General features: G+C 49.8%; 17 protein-coding genes. 16 read left to right on the top strand and 1 reads right to left on the bottom strand.

From position 1 onward, the window contains the following. The first annotated feature begins 330 nt into the window (after positions 1-330). The 9 genes from MCG46_RS14960 to MCG46_RS14920 all read left to right on the top strand — a co-directional run bounded on the left by MCG46_RS14960 (position 331) and on the right by MCG46_RS14920 (position 9,149). On the top strand, positions 331-1,122 hold the full coding sequence (locus tag MCG46_RS14960; RefSeq protein ID WP_240281459.1) for a MerR family transcriptional regulator: 792 nt from the start codon (positions 331-333) through the stop codon (positions 1,120-1,122). Between the two features lie 389 nt (positions 1,123-1,511). Then, positions 1,512-2,792, top strand: coding sequence for an ABC transporter substrate-binding protein (locus MCG46_RS14955; RefSeq protein ID WP_240280675.1), 1,281 nt, complete (start codon positions 1,512-1,514; stop codon positions 2,790-2,792). A 75-nt stretch (positions 2,793-2,867) separates the two neighbouring features. Then, positions 2,868-3,773 (top strand): carbohydrate ABC transporter permease, encoded by a 906-nt coding sequence (locus MCG46_RS14950; RefSeq protein ID WP_020224506.1) that lies wholly within the window; start codon positions 2,868-2,870, stop codon positions 3,771-3,773. Positions 3,774-3,783: 10 nt separating this feature from the next. Beyond that, positions 3,784-4,605, top strand: coding sequence for a carbohydrate ABC transporter permease (locus MCG46_RS14945; RefSeq protein WP_240280674.1), 822 nt, complete (start codon positions 3,784-3,786; stop codon positions 4,603-4,605). Beyond that, positions 4,605-5,072, top strand: a complete 468-nt coding sequence (locus tag MCG46_RS14940) for a hypothetical protein (protein ID WP_240280673.1) — start codon at positions 4,605-4,607, stop codon at positions 5,070-5,072. The genes MCG46_RS14945 and MCG46_RS14940 overlap by 1 nt, the downstream gene beginning before the upstream one ends. After that, positions 5,060-5,770 (top strand): PIG-L deacetylase family protein, encoded by a 711-nt coding sequence (locus MCG46_RS14935; protein ID WP_240280672.1) that lies wholly within the window; start codon positions 5,060-5,062, stop codon positions 5,768-5,770. The genes MCG46_RS14940 and MCG46_RS14935 overlap by 13 nt, the downstream gene beginning before the upstream one ends. Before the next feature lie 2 nt (positions 5,771-5,772). Then, on the top strand, positions 5,773-6,825 hold the full coding sequence (locus MCG46_RS14930; RefSeq protein WP_154238416.1) for an amidohydrolase family protein: 1,053 nt from the start codon (positions 5,773-5,775) through the stop codon (positions 6,823-6,825). A 15-nt stretch (positions 6,826-6,840) separates the two neighbouring features. Then, entirely contained in the window at positions 6,841-8,223 is a 1,383-nt protein-coding gene (locus MCG46_RS14925; RefSeq protein ID WP_240280671.1) for a hypothetical protein, read from the top strand. Further along, positions 8,214-9,149, top strand: coding sequence for a carbohydrate kinase family protein (locus MCG46_RS14920; protein WP_240280670.1), 936 nt, complete (start codon positions 8,214-8,216; stop codon positions 9,147-9,149). The genes MCG46_RS14925 and MCG46_RS14920 overlap by 10 nt, the downstream gene beginning before the upstream one ends. 23 nt (positions 9,150-9,172) lie before the next feature. Here MCG46_RS14920 and MCG46_RS14915 read toward each other — a convergent pair whose 3' ends face one another. Next, positions 9,173-9,928: a DeoR/GlpR family DNA-binding transcription regulator gene (locus MCG46_RS14915; RefSeq protein WP_020224499.1), complete on the bottom strand. Its 756-nt coding sequence runs from the start codon at positions 9,926-9,928 to the stop codon at positions 9,173-9,175. Positions 9,929-10,101: 173 nt separating this feature from the next. Between MCG46_RS14915 and iolD the strand changes: the two genes are divergently transcribed. The 7 genes from iolD to MCG46_RS14880 all read left to right on the top strand — a co-directional run bounded on the left by iolD (position 10,102) and on the right by MCG46_RS14880 (position 19,118). After that, positions 10,102-12,027 carry a 3D-(3,5/4)-trihydroxycyclohexane-1,2-dione acylhydrolase (decyclizing) gene (gene iolD / locus MCG46_RS14910; RefSeq protein WP_240280669.1) on the top strand — a complete coding sequence of 642 codons (1,926 nt, stop codon included), beginning with the start codon at positions 10,102-10,104 and terminating at the stop codon, positions 12,025-12,027. Between the two features lies 1 nt (position 12,028). After that, the gene (gene iolE, locus MCG46_RS14905; protein ID WP_240280668.1) at positions 12,029-12,925 is read left to right on the top strand and encodes a myo-inosose-2 dehydratase; all 897 of its coding nucleotides are present in this window, start codon (positions 12,029-12,031) and stop codon (positions 12,923-12,925) included. Between the two features lie 15 nt (positions 12,926-12,940). Next, positions 12,941-13,981 carry an inositol 2-dehydrogenase gene (gene iolG / locus MCG46_RS14900; RefSeq protein ID WP_240280667.1) on the top strand — a complete coding sequence of 347 codons (1,041 nt, stop codon included), beginning with the start codon at positions 12,941-12,943 and terminating at the stop codon, positions 13,979-13,981. Then, positions 13,968-15,404 (top strand): aldehyde dehydrogenase family protein, encoded by a 1,437-nt coding sequence (locus MCG46_RS14895; protein WP_240280666.1) that lies wholly within the window; start codon positions 13,968-13,970, stop codon positions 15,402-15,404. The genes iolG and MCG46_RS14895 overlap by 14 nt, the downstream gene beginning before the upstream one ends. 11 nt (positions 15,405-15,415) lie before the next feature. Next, complete coding sequence (locus tag MCG46_RS14890; RefSeq protein WP_240280665.1) at positions 15,416-16,471, top strand: transaldolase family protein; 1,056 nt, start codon at positions 15,416-15,418, stop codon at positions 16,469-16,471. Between the two features lie 12 nt (positions 16,472-16,483). Next, positions 16,484-17,575 carry an ABC transporter ATP-binding protein gene (locus MCG46_RS14885; RefSeq protein ID WP_240280664.1) on the top strand — a complete coding sequence of 364 codons (1,092 nt, stop codon included), beginning with the start codon at positions 16,484-16,486 and terminating at the stop codon, positions 17,573-17,575. A 364-nt stretch (positions 17,576-17,939) separates the two neighbouring features. Then, positions 17,940-19,118, top strand: coding sequence for a metal-dependent hydrolase family protein (locus MCG46_RS14880; RefSeq protein WP_154238408.1), 1,179 nt, complete (start codon positions 17,940-17,942; stop codon positions 19,116-19,118). Positions 19,119-19,123: the final 5 nt, after the last annotated feature.

Raw genomic sequence — 19,123 nt, 5'->3', positions numbered from 1 at the left:
ACTTAACCATCATTTTAACGATCAAAACGATAAAATAATTCCATATAATGCTTTAATAGATAATCGTTTATCCTTGTTCCAACCTTTCATATTTTCTTCATAAACAATTACATTTATAATATTATAAAAAGAATAAATTCAATTTTGATCACATCAGGATAAAATTTAAAGTGATAACGATATATTTTTTTTCAATTTATAACAGAATCATCTGAAAATTTAAGAAAACTATGTTTAAATAAAAGAAAGAGATACGGATGAAAACGGAGATTTCATTCGTTTTAAGATGAAAGCCAAGATAGTAAAACAGAAGGAATACAGGTGAAGGACATGAAGGTGAATGAGTTTGCCAGACAGCTGGGAATTGTCAGCAGTAAAGTTCGTTACTATGATCGTATGGGCCTGATTCAGGGAGAACGTCAGGACAACAATTACCGTAATTTTACCGCACAGGATGCGCTGAAAATCTATCATGCGCAGATGCTGCGCAGTTTTGATATGAGCATCCAGGAATCACTAAATGCTGAAAATGAGGAACTGGAAGAAATTGATCGTTGGGTAGGGACTCATGAACTTGAACTGGAAAAGCAAATTCACCAACAAGAAATTAAGCTGCAGCGATTAAAAGAAATGCAGGAATATTTTAAAATGGTCACCCAATACCGCAACGCTTTTTCCCTTTATTATCGGGATAACAGCTATAATGTCTGGAATTTTGGCGCTTCGGCCAAGATGACGCCGGCGCTGTTGGAAGCCATTGAGTTATTGGCAGAAAACATGCCGTTTTCCTACGTATCCATTAAAATCGGTATTGAAAGTCTGATCCAGGATCGAAAACCCTTGGATGTGTGTATCGGATTGGGAATTCTGGAGCGCAATAAAAATAAGCTGGGACTGGATCTGCCTGCGGAAATGACAGTTTTACCAGGAGGGGAAACAGTGCAGTATATGCTGGAAGCTGCGGACCCTTTTCAGCTTACACGCCAGGATCTTCTGCCTTTAATTACCGAATGTGAGCGGCGCGGGAAACCGATCCAAGAGGATATTGTCGGGCGGATTTATATCAGCTATATGCGGGCTGGCCGTTTTGTTCATGGCATCGGTGTTTCCGGTGTTTTATAAGTCTTGATGAAATATAAAGTTATGAATAGAGTTGCTATAAAGTTCTTGCGAATAAAAGTTTTTTTGACTAACTTGAATGCGAATTTCAAAAAAGCACAGAGGAGCGTAAAAAAAGTTTTTGGAAATCGGCAAAAATCAAAATGATCAGATTCTAAATTCAGTAAATATAGAAAAAGGCGAGAAAACCGTGGATATTGAACGGTTTTTTTTGTTGATCATGAGATGCGGGAAATAAGAAAAGACAAAAGAAATAGTCAAGAAAGTATCAAAAGAGTATCAAAAAATACAAAAATAATTCTTACACAATACCAAGAAAAGAGCACACAAAATTTGACACTTTCAAATGTAATCGCTTACACTGACGCCAACGGAAAGGAAGAAACGTTATTATGAAAAAATTACTCAGCATTCTTCTCTGCAGCTTTATGGTCTTAGTCATGTCCGCTTGTTCTAATGGAGGCAATGGCGGACAAAGTACAACCTCCGGTCCGGTACAGATCAGCCTTACCTTGTGGGATGAGGTTCAGGCACCAGTTATCCAAAAGAATATCGACAAATTCAATGAACTGCATGACGGTGAAATCGTTGCAACCATTGAACAGGTTCCGTGGAGCAACTACTGGCAGAAGCTGGATGCTTCGCTGGAATCCGGAGAATCCGCAGACGTTATGTGGATGAACACGTATTTGCCAAAATATGTCGAAGGCGGCGTCTTAAAGCCTTTGGATGAATTCATTCAGGCAGAAAGTTATGATTTGACGCAGTATGTCGATGCCCGTGTTCAGGCGTTCAATTATGAAGGCACACAATACTGTCTGCCGAAGGGGCTGGATGCCGTCTATGTCGCGCTGAATACCGAAATCTTTACGAAGTACAATGTCGAGCTCCCGAAAGAGGGCTGGACTTGGGATGATATGCGGACAATTGCCGGTCAGCTGCGCGATGCGATTGAAGCGGCAGGCGGCACGGAATATCCGATCGTCATGGAACTGGATGCTCAGCCTTCCTTCGTCAATTTCTTTGAACAAAACGGTGCGGTTTATCTGTCTGAAGACGGGAAGAAGACCGGCGTCGCAGAACCGGCAGGAATCGACACAATCCAGCAGATGGTTGATCTGATGGATCAGAAAATGATGGCTCCGTATACTGTTTTATCCGAAACCAAAGGAACAGATCTGTTTGTTTCCGGACAGGGCGCGATCGTCTTTATCGGTTCATGGAAAGCCTCCGTTTTGGATACGTCAAGCTTAGGCCAGAACGGTGCGATTCAGTTAATTCCGATGCCTTCCATGGCAGTCAACAACAAGTCAGTTCTGGGCGGTTTAGGCTATGCGATTGCATCCCAGACCAAGCATCCGGAAGAAGCTTGGGAATTGATCAAATACTTGACTGGGGCAGAAGCAATGAGCGTGGAAGCACAGAATGGTATCGACTTCCCGGCTAACTTTGAAGCTCAGAAAGAATATGTCAAGAGCTTCAAGAATATCGACGCGCAGGTGATTGCCGACGTGACCAAGACCGGATTCCCATATCCGACCAACGGCAACTTTGAATGGAACACCTTCGTCAACGATGCGATTGCGATGGCCCTTTCAGGTCAGCAGCCGGTCGAACAGGCGCTGAAGGATGGAGCAGCCAAGGCGCAGGCGGTGCTTGATCAGCTGAATTAATTTATTATGCGAGATCCGGAGTTAGGCAAAGCTGATTTTGCCTAACTCTGATTCATTGGAATCAGGAGGAGTCCCATGAGTACAAACAAACTGAAATTTTCCAGACGAAAAGTCAAGGAAGCCGGCGCGGCGTATCTGTTTATTGCACCGATGGTGATCGGCTTACTGATCTTTTACTTCTTTGCCTTCATTCAAAATATTTATTTCAGCTTCAATAAAGTTGGTGCCTTCGGACCGCCGACCTTTGTCGGCTGGAGCAACTACATTCGGCTGTTCAACGATCCTTTGTTTTGGACGGCCTTAAAAAACACGCTGTTTTACACAGTGCTGGGCGTCCCGTTAGTCGTTGGCTTCTCGGTAGTCATCGCCTGGCTGCTCAACCAGAAAATCAAGGGTCAAACCTTGTACCGCACCGCGATCTTTCTTCCGGCGATTACGATGCCGGCAGCGATCGGCCTGCTTTGGCGCTGGCTGATGAACTACCAGTATGGCCTGCTGAACTACATCATTGTCAAGCTCGGCGGACAGCCGATTGCCTGGCTGAGTGATCCCAATACTGTAAAATGGGCCATTCTGATCGTTCTGGTCTGGTCGATGGTCAGCTATCAGGTCATCATCATGCTGGCGGGGCTGCAGGGAATTTCTAAGATTTATTATGAGGCGGCGGAAATCGACGGCGCAAACAAAATGCAGATTTTCTTCAAGGTCACTTTGCCGTTATTAAGCCCAACGATTTTCTTCGTTACGATCATGTCGATGATCAATATCCTGCAGATCTTTGATTTCATCTTCCTAATGATTCAGCGAAATACCGTAGCTTATCAATATTCGATGAGCCTGGTCAGCTACTTCTATGAAATTGCGTTTACCCAGAATATCCGTGGTTATGCTTCGGCAATCTCGGTCGTTCTGTTCCTGATTATTCTGGCGATCACCGCCGTCCAGTTTGTAGCCCAGAAATACTGGGTTAATTACGATTAAGGAGGTCCTTATGAAAGAGAATAAAGTTAAATTTCTGTTTCATGCAGCGCTGGTGATCTTTGCGCTGATCATGCTGATCCCCTTTGTCTGGATGTTTCTGACCTCGATCAAGACCTATGAGGAAGCGATTCGGATTCCTTTGCAGATGTTTCCAAAGGAAATTCAATGGGTCAATTATGAGATCGTATACAACAAATTCCCATTTTTGACGTTGTATTGGAATACGATTGTCGTCACCCTCGTTACGATTGCCGGACAGCTGTTCATCGTTTCTCTGGCAGCCTATGCCTTTGCACGGCTGGAATTCCCATTTAAGAACATTTTGTTTATCGGCATGCTGGGACTGATGATGGTGCCGGGTCAGATCTTCTTGATTCCGCAGTTTCGGTTAATGGTGCAGCTGAAGCTCACCAATACCTTAACGGCTTTAGTGCTGCCGTCCTTGTTCAGCGTGTTCGGCGTTTTCCTGCTGCGTCAGGCGTTCCAGACCATCCCGAAGGATCTGGATGAGGCCGCGCGGATGGACGGCTGCTCGTATTTTCGGATCTACTGGCAGATCATGCTGCCGCTAGTCACGCCGAACTTAGTGGCGCTGGGCATCATGACGATGCTGAGCACCTGGAAAAATCTGATGTGGCCGATCATCGTCAACCGTTCGATCGAAAAAATGACGCTGTCTGCCGGTCTGGCGATGCTGATCGGCGAGCATACGACTTACTATGAACAGGTCATGGCCGGCGCGGTCATTTCTGTTCTGCCGATGATCATCATCTTCATGATCTTCCAGAAACAATTTGTTGAAGGCATCGCCAAGACCGGGGTGAAGGGCTGATGAAAAAGAAAGTTTATCGGGTTACCTTGATTCTGGGGATGTTCTCCCTGCTGATCAGCGCGGGTCTGATCACCCTGATCTTAAAGAATAATGCTTATCTTTTGATCGATCCGGCGCAGGATCTGTATCAGCTGGAAGTCTTGGATTCGCAGAAAGGAATACTGCAGCTGTGCGCTTCGCTGCCTTCCCTGCTTTTTGTTATCAACACAGCTCTTGTGGTCATGCTTTATCCAGTACGAACGCTTCGGACTTCACCCAGCGCTCGTTACAGCTATCTTTGGATCGGCTTCTCGATGATCTATCAATGCCTGAGTTTTGCGGAAGCTCGCTGGGGTTGGGGAATTGAAGCCGTGACGATTTTGTTTATGAGCGCCACCTGGCTGATGAAAGCTGCAGCCTGCCGCGCTGTATTCCGCGAATTGAAAACAGAAAAGCGCGCTCAGAAAGGAGCCTTATGCGTCAATTAAAAGTCGTGGCGATGATGCCGCATCCGGATGATATGGAAATACTGGTTGCCGGCACCCTGCTGAAATACAAAGCCCAGGGGCATGAGGTGCATGTGGTGATTGCCATGGATGGCCGGCGGGGTCGGGGACATCTTCCTGATTCCGTCAGCGCTGAGGAAATCGTGGCTCTACGTCATGCTGAAGCCCGACGTTCCTGCGCTATGCTGGGCGTTGAACCCATTTTTCTGGATCTGGAGGATCATCGGCTGATCGAGGATCGGGATTGTTATGAAAAGGTCATCACGGTGATGGAACAGCTGAATCCGGACGTCATCTTCACCTGTGCCCCCAACGATTACCACAATGATCACCGCTGTCTGTCGCGCTTAGTTCTCAACAGCGCCTGGGCGCCGGTGTTCTTCGCCGATACAGCCTGCGGGGTCGATTTTAATCCGGATTATTATGTGGATATTACTGAATTCATGGAAACCAAGCTTGCAATGGCCCGTCAGCATCAGTCGCAGTTCAGCGAAGACCCGAAGGAAATGATCGAAATCGTCAACCGTTTCCGCGCGCTGCAGTGCCGGCGCCAGGAAATCCGCTACGCCGAAGGCTTTCGGCTTTACAAACGTTTTGAATGGGTTAAAGCCTATGAGCTTTTGCCCCACGACGACTATGAGCTGCCGGAAAAAATCGTTCCGACAACGGAAAGGAATTAATCATGCTGCAATTTAGAAGACCGATCAGCGACTGTCACATCCACCTGTTTGATCCTGAGAAGATTCAGGAATGCTTCGACATGGTTGAAACCTGCGGATATGATCACTGGACATTCTTAGGCTGTACCTTAATCGGCAGCCGCGCGCTGACGCAGAATCTGATGGGCGCGCTGCTGAAACTGAAAGGTCAGGGACGCACCTTAGCGTATGCCTCGTTCCACTATGACGGCATGCAGCTGCCGGACGGGGAAAATCTGCGGGCGCAGATCGAGATGTTTGACAAAATGGGCTATGACGGAATCAAGATGCTCGATGGCAAGCCGGGAATCCGCAAGCGCTTAAACCGCCGGCTGGATGATCCAGCCTACGACCTGATGTTCGACTATGCCGCTAAACGTCAGTTCCCAATTCTGTATCATATCAACGATCCGATGGAATTCTGGCATGCCGATCTGCTTCCGCAGTGGGCTGTGGGCAAGGGGAATTTCTACGGCGACGGGACATTTCCGAAAAAGCTGGAAATTGACCAGGAAACCTTCGGGTTTTTGCGCAAACATCCCAATTTGAAGCTGTGCATTCCGCATTTCTTCTTCATTTCCGATCAGCACGGATTGTGCTGTGAAATGCTTGACCGCTACCCAAATTTGTATTTCGATATCACGCCGGGCTGGGAAATGTTTGAGAACTTTGCCAAGGATGTAGATTTATGGCGGGATTTCTTCCGCGATTATTCCCATAAGATTCTCTATGGTACGGATACCTTCTCCGATCATTGGCAGCAGACAGTGGATTGCCTGCAGCGGGTGTTGGAAACCAAGGAAGAATTTACGGCGTTTGAGGAACATTGCCGGGGTCTGGATCTGCCGGATGCGGTGCTGGATGATCTCTATCATAACAATTACTACAAGTTCAACAGCTTGGGCAAACCGCTTGATGTCCGCGCGGTGCTGACCTATGCCGACACCCTGTACGCCAAGGCCAAAGGGCTGCCGGAAGAAGCGTTGATCACTGCCGATATCGACTTCTTTAAGGAAGAAATTGCCCGTTATCTGTAAGAAAGGGGAACTCTTATGAAACTGTGCGTATTGGGAGGCGGCGGCGTCCGATCCTGTTTTCTGGCCAAGAGTATTGCCTGCAATGCCGGTTTGGCGAATCTGACGGAAGTCGTGCTGATGGACGTCGATCAAGCCAAGCTGGATCGGTATGGCAAACTGGCCCGGCAGATCGCGATCCGCATCGCCCCCGCGCTGAAGGTCACGCTGACCCGCAGCGTAGAGGAAGCCGTAACAGACGCGGATTTCGTAATCACGACAATTCGTTCCGGCGGCGATCACAGCCGCGTTCGGGATGAGGAAATCGTCAGTCAGACTGGTTTATTAGCGCAGGAAACGACCGGTGCCTGCGGCTTCGCGATGGCGATGCGCTCGATTCCGGTGCTGTTGGACTACTGCGAAAAAATCAAGCAGCTGGCTCATCCCGGCTGTCTGATCTTCAACTTTACCAATCCCAGCGGAATTGTCACCCAGGCGCTGAATTCCTGCGGTTATCCGGTTTATGGGATCTGCGATGCCCCAAGCGAATTTGTCAAGCAGCTGGCAGCGATGCTCAATGTGGCGGAAAACCACTTTTCCTGTGAATGCTTCGGCTTGAATCATCTCTCGTGGTTTACCCATTTTCAGGTCGACGGCAAGGATGTCACCGAGCCGATCTTTACAGATCCTAACCTGTTTGTCAAAACCGAGATGCGGCTGTTTGAGCCGCAGGTTCTGAAAATGACCGATGGCTGTTTGCCTAACGAATATCTGTATTTTTACTATTACACCCGCAAGGTCATTCAATCCAGCCGACAGGCCGGGGAATCACGGGCGCAGCTGATTGAACGCGTCAACACGATGATGAACAAGGCGCTGGAAAATGTCGATCCCGATCAGGAATTTGAAAAAGCGTTCCGGATTTTCTTTGAGCATTATAACATTCGGGAAAATCACTACATGATGAATGAATCCGGCAAGGCCCGTGTGCGGCATTACGATGTACCCAGCGTGGAGGAATTTTTATCCACACCGGATGAAGGCGGCTATGCTGGGGTAGCGCTGCGTTTTGTCAAGGCGCTTTCCCAGGATGAACCGGTTGAAATGATTCTTTCCGTTCCCAACCGCGGTGCGATTGCCGGACTGCGGGATGAGGATGTCGTGGAAATCTCCTGCCGGATTGATCACAACGGCGCCCATCCCATCGGTCAGCCGCACATTCCTCAGCCGATCATGAATCTGATTCAGACGATGAAGGAATATGAGCGCACCGCTGTCCGGGCGATATTAAATCGTGATCGGGATCTGGCCGTGAAAGCCTTGTTGATCCATCCGCTGGTTGCCAATCTTGATCTGGCGGAAAAACTGGTCGATGCTTTCCTAAAGGAAAGTCAAAAGGACGGGATGCCGCCATGGAAATGAGTAAAATCGTGGCCGTGATCGGTCAGATGAACGTCGATCTCATCTATAAAGATATCAACCGTTTTCCCAATGAGGGAGAAGAAGTATTCGCAACCGATTTTAAGATCGAGCTGGGTGGGGGACCGATGGTTATTCCGATCATGCTGAACCGACTGGGAATTCCGGTCAAGCTGGGAACGTATTTCGGCGATGATTTTCAATCGCGAATTGCCAGCGATCTGCTGAACGACATCCGCTTTCATTATGTGGAAACACTTCAGACAAGAAAAAAACATCCGGTGGTCGTGACCTGCGTGATCACGACGGAAGCTGAACGCAGCTTTGTCTGTTACAACGAAGGGGCGAATGAGCTGGACTGCGGGCCGGAAACCATTTATGAATTTTATAAATCCAGTTCCATCTGCTTCTGTCCGCAGGATTTATCGGTCGCGCGCAAGCTGAAGGAAGAAGGCAAAATCCTCGTGTTCGATGTCGGCTGGACGGATGATCTGTCGTTTCAGAAGATCGGCGAGCATCTCAAGGTCTGCGATTACTTCACACCCAACGAAAAAGAAGCGGAAAAGCTGACCGGTACGCACGATCCGCTGGCGATGCTGGATCGGCTGGAGGCGTATACAAAAACCCCGATCGTCAAACTTGGACGGCGGGGCTGCATCGCTAAGCTGAATTCCAAGTATATCCACGTGCCGGGTTTAACGTTTAAGACGATTGATCCGACCGGTGCCGGCGACAACTTTCTGACCGGTCTGATCTATGGGCTATATCATGAGCTGCCGTTGGAGGACTGCATCCGCTATGGCAACATCATGGGCGGTCTGTGCACGGAAGTGCTGGGCTGCTTCCGCTGGGATCTGAATTTACAGATGATCGAGGACTATTGGAAGCAATGTCCCAAGGCCCGGGAAGTCACCCACTTTGAGCTTTAATGGAGAGTAATCTGACCCATCAGTTAATAAAAAAGCTGGATATTGCTGCGCTTGAAGTAATTCAGGTAATTGTCCGGCGGACATTCATCCGTGATCACGCCTTCAATTTTTTCCAGTGAAGCGAAGTTATTGAAGGCGGTCACGTTGAATTTGGTATGATCGCAGAGCACGTAATTTTTGATTGAGTTGGCGATGACCTTGGTCTTGACCGCGGCTTCGTAGAAGTTCATGTTGGTTAAGCCGCGGGGCAGGGATAAGCCGACGGTGGCGATGAAGGATTTGTTGAACAGATACCGCATCGTATCGGTATCGACGTAATAGGAACGGCTTTCATGATGATAGGCGCCGCCTAAGGCCAGACAATGGATCGACGGGTATTTGCTTACAGCATTGAGGACGTCGAGGCTGTGCGTAACGACGGTAATGTTCTCTTTGTCGGCGAGAAAATCAACGATGTAATGGGCCGTGGATCCGGAGTCGATGAAGATGATATCGTTGTTTTCAACCAGGGATCCGGCCAATTCGCCAATCTTAATTTTTTCTTCAATGTTGATCGTCGAATGAGCTGCCGGCTGGCTGAGATCCAGCTGAACGGAATTGCCGCGCTTAAACAACACGCCGCCGTACACCTTGGTGATGATGCCGCGGGCCTGAAGCTCTTTCAGATCCCGCCGCAGCGTCTGCAGGGAAATATTGAATTTTTCCAAAAGATCTTCAATCGACGCATATTGTTTCTGCGATAAATACAGTTCAATTTCATTTAAACGGTTATATTTCATAGCTTCAGCATCCTCGACTTTGTTTTCATTATATGAAATGAAGCCTGAGGAATCAAGCGCCCGCATTGTTTCGCTTGAAAAGTCCGATGAAACAAAAGGGACTTTCAGCAGCGAAGGCGAGCGGCATCAGCATCAGCAAGCATGTACGGACGGAGCAATCGGGAGGGTAAGGAATGAAAACAGTGCATTGTACAACGGCGCAGGCGCTGGTTCGGTTTCTGGATCAGCAGTATGTCAGCCTGGATGGAAAAGAAACTAAATTTGTGGAAGGGGTCAGCGTGATCTTCGGTCATGGAATCGTGTTGGGATTAGGCGAAGCGCTGCTTCATGAAGATCATGGACTGAAGGTGTTCCAGGGACGCAACGAACAGGGGATGGCGCATACGGCGCTTGGCTTTGCGAAGCAGCATCAGCGGCGCAAGATCATCGCCGTGGCTTCCTCGGTCGGTCCGGGTGCCGCCAACATGGTGACGGCGGCGGCCACGGCGACGGCCAATCATCTGCCGCTGCTGTTATTGCCGGGGGATACCTTCGCTACCCGCCAGCCTGACCCGGTGCTGCAGCAGATCGAGCAGCCGTATGATCTGTCCTTGACGACCAACGATGCCTTCCGTCCGGTCAGCCGTTATTTTGATCGGATTGTGCGGCCGGAGATGCTGATGAGCGCGATGATCAACGCGATGCGGGTACTGACGGATCCGCAGGGAACCGGCGCGGTTACGATCGCCCTGCCGCAGGATGTGCAGGGGGAAGCCTGGGATTTCCCGGAAAGCTTTTTTATGAAACGAACCCATACGCTGATCCGCACGCTTCCCGACAGCGAGATGCTGCACAAAGCGGCCTATCAGATTCTGGATTCCCGCAATCCGCTGTTAATTGTCGGCGGCGGCTGCCGTTACAGTGAGGCCGGGGCAAGGATCCGCGAATTCTGCAATGAGTTCAAGCTGCCGATGGCGGAAACGCAGGCCGGCAAATCCACCGTGACCTCGGATTTCTTTTACAATCTGGGCGGGATCGGCATCACCGGGAATCTGGCGGCCAACCGTTATGTTCGTGATTGCGATCTAATTCTGGGATTGGGCACGCGGCTGACGGATTTTACGACCGGATCCAAGGAGCTGTTTGCCCAAGCCAAGCTGATTCAGATCAATCTGTCGGATTTTCACAGCTTAAAAATGGACGCGCTGCCGATCAAGGCAGACGTCAAGGTGGCTTTGGAGCAGCTGGCTCAGATCCTGCGCCAGCATCACTATCATCATGAAAATGATATCGGCATCAGTAAGGTAAAACGGCAGTGGAATGAAGAAGTCGCACGTTTTACCCGTGTGCGGCATTCCGAACAAGTGCAGCCGGAGATCAAAAACGACTATGCAAAGCAGCTGCAGGAATATCAGCGGATGACAGCGTCCTGTCTGTCACAGACCGCCGCGATCAAACTGATCAATGAGAAAATTGCGCCTTCCTCGTTAATCGTCGCTGCCAGCGGTTCGCTGCCCGGCGATCTGCAGCGGATGTGGGTCAGCCGCAGTGAAAACAGCTACAACGTGGAATATGGATATTCGTGCATGGGCTTTGAAATTGCAGCCGCGTTGGGCGCCAAGCTGGCACAGCCGCAGCGTGAGGTGTATGCGATGGTCGGCGATGCGGCGTTTCTGATGATGCATGGCGAACTGGTGACTTCGCTGCAGGAAAATGCCAAGATCACGGTCTGTCTGTTCGATAACATGAGCAACGGTTGCATCAGCAATCTGCAGATGTCCAACGGTCTGGAAAGTTTCTGTACGGATTTCCGTTACCGCAGCCGGCAAAGCGGAAAACTCGACGGCAGCTATATTCCGATTGACTATGCGGCAGTAGCCCGCGGTTATGGGTGTGAAGCGTGGACGGTGCGCAGTGAGAAAGAGCTGGAAGAGGCCCTGATCAAAGCAGCCCGCGCTAAGCACAGCGTCCTGATTGACATCAAGGTGCTGCCTAAGACGATGAGCGATGGTTATGATGCCTGGTGGAACGTCGGTCTGGCTTCGGTCAGTCCGTTTGAGAAGGTAAAGGAAGCCTACCAGCAGCTGCAGAGTCAGCGCGAAAAGGCAAGGAGATATTAAGATGAAGCTGAATCATGTGAAAATCGGCATTGCGCCGATTGCCTGGACCAACGACGACATGCCTGATTTAGGCAGGGAGAACACATTTGAACAATGTATCAGTGAAATGGCGCTGGCCGGCTATGCGGGCTGCGAGATCGGAAACCAATATCCCCGCGATCCGGAAGTGTTGGAAAAAGCGCTGAAGCTGCGCGGGTTACAGATCTGCAACGCCTGGTTTTCCACCTATTTCACCCGCGGTCAGAAAGCGGAAACAATCGCGAAATTTATTGAACATCGCGATTTCCTGCATGCGTTAGGAGCCAAAGTCATCGGGATCAGCGAGCAGGGCAACAGCATTCAGGGCACGACATTGCCGATCTTCGATGCCAAGCCGGTCTATACCCAAGCCCAATGGCAGGCTGTGATCGAAGGCTTTGAAGAACTGGCAGCACTGGCGGCGGAAAAGGGCATGAAGCTGGGCGTCCATCATCACATGGGCACTGGCGTCCAGACCGAAGCCGAAATTGATTATTTAATGGAACACACCTCAAATCAGGTAGGCCTGCTTTACGACTGCGGTCATCTCTATTATTCCGAAGGAACGCAGGAAGCGGTGATGCGTGTTTTGGAAAAACATATCAACCGGGTAGTTCACGTTCATCTTAAGGACGTCCGGCCGGCGATCTTGGAAAAAGTGCGCTGTGAGAAGCTCAGCTTTCTGGAAGGCGTGCGGGCCGGCAGCTTTACCGTACCCTCGGATGGCGTGATCAATTTTGAACCGATCTTTGCCTGTCTGGCGCAGCATCAGTATGAAGGCTGGATGGTCGTGGAAGCGGAACAGGATCCGGCCAAAGCCAATCCATTGGAATACGCCATCAAGGCCCGGACATTTATCCGGGAAAAGACTGGCTGTTAAAAGGAGGAATGAAAAATGTTGAACATTGGAATCATCGGCTTCGGCCGGATCGGCAAAGTTCATGCCCGCAGCATTCAGACGTGGGTTGAGGACGCCTGCGTTCTGCGGGTCAGCGATCCGTTTATGAATTCTGAAATGGAAGCCGAAGCCCGGAAATTAGGAATCCTGGAATGCGGGAAAGATACGCAGGAACTGATCCAGGATCCTCGTCTGGATGCCGTTTTGATCTGCAGCTCCACCAATACGCATGCCGCATTGTCAATTGAAGCCGCTAAGGCTGGAAAACATATTTTCTGTGAGAAACCGGTGGATCCGGATCCCAAACGAATCGTAGAGGTCATCACAGCCGTGAAACAGGCCGGCGTTCATTTCCAGGTGGGCTTTAACCGCCGCTTTGATCATAATTTCAAAGCACTGCGTCAGGCTGTCGAGCAGGGGCGGATCGGTCAACCGCATTTCATCACCGTCATTTCCCGCGATCCTGAAGCGCCCAGCTTGGATTATGTCAAGGTATCAGGCGGAATGTTTATGGATATGACGATTCATGATTTCGATATGGTGCGCTATTTATCCGGCAGTGAGGTCACCGAGGTGTACGCTGTCGGTGAAGCGCTGGTCAATCCGCAAATTCAGGAGCTTGGGGATATCGACAGCGCCCAGATTACGCTGCGGTTTGAAAACGGAACGATTGGCTGCATCAGCAACAGCCGCCGGGCTGCTTATGGATATGACCAGCGGGCGGAAGTCTTTGGCAGCAAGGGCAGCGCCGCAACGCAGAATGATACGGCCAGCACACTGATCCTCAGCGATGAACAGGGAATCCAATCTGAAAAGCCGCTGTATTTCTTTCTGGAACGCTACATGCAGTCCTTTGCCGAGGAGATTATCAGCTTCACGCGGGCCATTCGGGAAAACAAACCGACCGCTGTCGGAGGAGTCGACGGCCTGATCCCGGTGCTGATGGCGAAGGCGGCAGCGAAATCCATGCATGAGCATCGTCCGGTAACCATGGCGGAAATCAAGCAGGAAGAAGGCATAGAATATGTGGAAAGTTAATAATCAAATCGGCAGCGAAGCCCTGCATAACCCCGCTTCTGTCCATCCGATTACCAGTCCGTTAAACGGTCAGGTGATCGGTGAGGTCAGCTATGCCGATTCAGCGATGATCGATAAGGCCGTGGCCAAAGCCCGGACAGCCCAAAAGCAATGGGCGCAGTTGACCTATAAGAAACGCACCGAAGTGTTGTTTGCGATGCGTCAGCAGCTGCTGGATCATGAAGCAGAACTGGCGCAGATCATCACGCAGGAAAACGGCAAATCGTTAGCTGAATCACAGGCCGCTGTCGCCAAGGCTGTGGAGCTGTGCGAATTTGCGGTGAGCATCCCTGCCGTGATCGCGGGCAGGACCGAACTTGTCAGCAGTGGAATTGAAGTCAAGGAAATGACCTTTCCCGTCGGTGTTCTCGCCTGCATTACCCCGTTTAATTTTCCGCTGATGGTGCCGATGTGGACGATACCCAACGCCTTGGTCTGCGGCAACGCGGTCATTCTGAAACCGAGTGAAGCCACGCCGATCACAGCGATGAAAATCGCGGAATTGTTTGCCAAAGCAGGGCTGCCGGACGGTCTGCTTTCCGTTGTCAACGGTGAGAAGGAAGTTGTGGAAGCGCTGTGCGATCATCCGGATATCGACGCCCTGACCTTTGTCGGTTCAACCCCGGTTGCCAAACTGGTTTACAAACGGGCAACAGCCAGCTTGAAACGCTGTCTGGCCATGGGCGGAGCTAAAAATCATATTCTGGTGACCGAGGAAGTCGACCCGCAGATCGTGGCGAAAGAGATTACTTCCGCCGCTTACGGCATGAGCGGCCAGCGCTGCATGGCGGCCTCGGTGGTGCTGGCGATCGGTCACTGCGACGCTGTCATTGATCAGATCATCACACTATCCAAAGAAATGGTTGCTGGGCGGGATTGTCCGCCGCTGATTTCCCAAAAAGCCGTGGACAAGGTATGTCAATATCTTGAGAAAACTCCGGGCAGCCTTGTTGTCGATGGTCGAAAAGCTCAAATTGAAGGGGATCCTAACGGCTATTATATTGGTCCGAGCGTCATTCTGTATGATGATATCGAGCTGATGCCGGAAGAAGAAGTATTCGGACCAACCTTGGAAATTATCAAGGCTGCAACATTGGAAGAGGCGATTGTTTATCAGAATTGTTCGCCGTATGGCAACGGAGCTTCGATCTTTACAGATACCGGACTTTATGCTCAGAAAGCGGTGCTGGGATTATCCAGCGGCATGCTGGGGGTCAACATCGGCGTTCCGGTGCCGCGCGATCCGTTTTCCTTCGGCGGCTTGAAAGGCTCTAAGTTTGGATATGGTGATATTACCGGCTATGGTTCGCTGTCGTTTTTGACAACGACGCGCAAGGTCACGACGAAATGGAATCCCAAGGATAAAAAGGACTGGCTGAGTTAGGAGGACGGCGAATGAATAAATTATATGAAACCGTCACGCAGTTTCCGCAGACCGAAGTCTGGAACGATTCCTGCAGCTGCGCGGAACTGCAGTATGCGATCGACAACGGCGCCAGCGGTGCGACGACCAATCCGGTCATCGTCGGCAATGTCCTGAAGAAAGAACTGCCGCAATGGGAAGAAACGATCAAAACGATTATCACTGATCATCCGGCTTATACCGAAGATGAAGTGGCTTGGGATGTAATCAAAGCCCTGGGTGCCAAGGCCAGCAAGCTCTTACTGCCACTGTTTGAAGCCAGCCGGGGTCAGAAGGGCCGGATCTCCTTTCAGACCAACGCCAAGTTCTACCGCAGCAAGGACAAGATGGTTGAGCAGGCCTGCGAGTTAGCGGCGGTCGTTCCCAACTCTCAAATCAAAGCTCCAACATCGAAAGCCGGCGTCGAAGCGTTCGAGGAATTAACCTATCGCGGCATCAGCATCAACGCGACGGTTTCCTTCACCTGCGCCCAGGCGATTGCGGTGGCAGAAGCGGTTGAGCGCGGATTGGCCCGACGGGAAGCTGAAGGACTGCCGACCGCCGAAATGCATCCGGTCTGCACGATCATGGCCGGCCGAACGGACGATTACTTAAAAGCCTGGGTGAAGCAGCAAGATGTGCTGATCAGTGCCGAAGCGCTAGACATGGCTGGGGTCGCGGTGGTCAAGAATGCTTACCGCTTATATCAAGAACGCGGCTACCGCACTAAGCTGTTAGTGGCCGCCTTCCGTAATCAGCATCATTGGGAAGAATTCATCGGCGGGGATATCGTGCTGACGATCACCAGCGACTGGCAGCGCAAGTACAACAACAGCGATGTGGAAATCAAAAACAACATCGGCACGCCGGTGGATCCCAAGCTGATGGCTGAATTAATGAAGCTGGATGAATTCAAGAAAGCTTATTTGGAAGACGGACTGAAATCGGAAGAATTTGAACATTACGGAGCATTCTTAGCGACGATGAACCAGTTTTTGGGCGGCTATGACGATTTAGTCAGGCTGATCCGCAGCTACATGATGAAATAAGGAGGAAGCGACATGGCCACGGTCAGTTTAAGAAATATTAATAAGATCTATGACAATAAGGTTCAGGCAGTGTTTGATTTCAATCTGGACGTTGAAGATAAAGAGTTTATCGTCTTTGTCGGCCCCTCCGGCTGCGGTAAATCCACAACCCTGCGCATGATTGCCGGCTTGGAAGAAATCACTTCCGGCGAATTGGTGATCGACGGCAAGACGATGAACGATGTGATGCCGAAGGATCGCGATATCGCCATGGTATTCCAATCCTACGCCTTGTATCCGCACATGAGCGTCTATGATAATATGGCCTTCGGATTAAAGCTGAAGAAAATGCCGAAGGAAGAAATTGACAAACGTGTCAAGGAAGCGGCGAAGATTCTGGAAATCGAAGAATATCTCAAACGCAAACCCAAGGCACTTTCCGGCGGCCAGCGGCAGCGGGTTGCACTGGGGCGGGCAATCGTGCGCAATGCCAAGGTTTTCCTGATGGATGAACCGCTGTCCAATCTGGACGCCAAGCTGCGTGTGCAGATGCGTTCGGAGATCATCAAGCTGCATGAGAAGCTGGGGGCAACGACGATCTACGTCACGCATGATCAGACCGAAGCCATGACGATGGCCAGCCGGATTGTCGTCATGAAGGACGGTTATATCCAGCAGATCGGAACGCCGAAGGAAATTTACAATCATCCAGTCAATATGTTCGTTGCGAGCTTTGTCGGCTCTCCGGCGATGAACTTCATTCCCGGCAAGATTGAAAAAGGCGCTTTCTGTACGGGAAATTATCGTGTTCAGCTGCCGATGATGTATGCAAAGGCTCTGCAGGAAGCAGAGGGACGGAGTGTAGTGTTCGGCATCCGTCCGGAAGATCTGCATTGTGAAGGAATTGTTGCGGAAACTTATCCATCCTCCAGTTTTGATTTTGAGGTGGAGGTCTGCGAATTGTTGGGCCATGAATTGATTCTGCACGGGGCTTTGGAAGGCTGTCCGCTTGTGGCCAAAGTTTCTGCCCGGACGGAGGCAGACCCTCATTCCCATCTTTCCATGGCGATGGACCTTTCCAAAATCCATCTCTTTGATCAGGCAACGGAAAAAGCGATTTTTTAAACAGAGGCCTAACAGCCTCTTTTTTCACCTCAAGGTGAATTAAAATGTAGAATAGTTCAGCAATAGTTTAGCGTTCAGGTATTCGAAAACTTATACGATTGTTTTAGTCGATATGGATTTTTATGACATGTTGTTATTAAATTCATACACAGCAATTAAATATCTGTGTGCAATTTTAATAATAAAAGTCTTCTGTTATGCGTTCAAGCGTTAATCAGTTTTATTGGTTTACAATATGCTATTGTTAAGGCAATGTCATTCTAATTGCACTCAGACTATAAATCAATGAAAAAACTTTCAAGTTGTCTGAAACAGAAAATGCGTTATAATGAAAGTTAAGAAAACGAATGAGGTGGAGTAGAAAATGAAAAAATTTTGGATTCATGCAGGAACATTCATTGATGGTACTGGAGCAGAGCCGAAAAAGAACCAGGCAGTCTGCATCGAAGATGGACGCGTCGTCAAGATCGAAGACTTCCATGGCAAAAACGATGAGGAATGGGTTGACCTGAGTGATAAAACGGTCATGCCGGGTATGATTAACTGTCATGTGCACAGTTTGTCTGCCGTGGGGATCAGCGATGAGGAAGAAGAGTCGCTGACAACCATGGAAAAGGCCTGGTGGGGAATGAAGAATGCCCGCGATTATATTGACAGTGGTGTAACATTTGTCCGTTCACTGGGATCTGAAAAGTATTATGATTTGGAAATTAAGAAATGCATCGAAGAAGGGAAGATCGTTGGACCGCATATGTACTGTGCCGGCAGAGTGATTACGATGACCGGCGGTCATGGCTGGAAGAGCGGTCTGGAATCAGACGGTGTGGATGAATGCCGCAAGCATGCCCGTGAACTGCTGAAGCAGGGTGTCGATCTGATCAAGATCATGGCAACTGGCGGGGTAATGACCAAAGGCGTGGAACCGGGCAGCGCTCAGCTGACGATGGAAGAAATGAAAGCTGCGATTGATGAAGCGCATAAAGCCGACCGCAAAACAGCGACGCATGCGCAGGGAACTCAGGGAATTAAAAACGCATTGCATGCCGGGATTGATTCCATTGAACATGGCATTTTCCTGGATGACGAATGCATTGACTGGATGGTTGAGCATGGTACGTATCTGGTTCCGACGCTGGCCGCGCCGCGCTGCATTCTGGATGCCGGTGTTGAAAAAGGGATGAAGGATTATGTGCTGCGCAAAGCAAACATGGTCGTGGATGCGCATATCGAAAGCTTTAAAAAAGCCTATGCCAAAGGAGTAAAGATTGCGATGGGGACGGATGCCGGTACGCCGTACAACTTCCATAATAATTCCGCATTTGAACTGGAACTGATGGTCGCTAACGGTATGAAGCCGATGGATGCCATTGTAGCTTCCACCCGCAACGGTGCTGACTGCATCGGCGTGCTGAAGGATTACGGAACGATTGAAGTCGGAAAAGTAGCGGATATCATTGCGATTGAGGGTGATCCGTTAGCTGATATTTCCTGTGTCCGTAAGGTCTGTGCAGTCTTTAAGTCTGGTGAAAAGCTGAAAGGCTAAGCCAT

Source organism: Holdemania massiliensis (genome assembly GCF_022440805.1).
Taxonomy (GTDB): domain Bacteria; phylum Bacillota_I; class Bacilli_A; order Erysipelotrichales; family Erysipelotrichaceae; genus Holdemania; species Holdemania massiliensis_A.
This window is presented reverse-complemented; position numbering and strand designations above follow the sequence as displayed.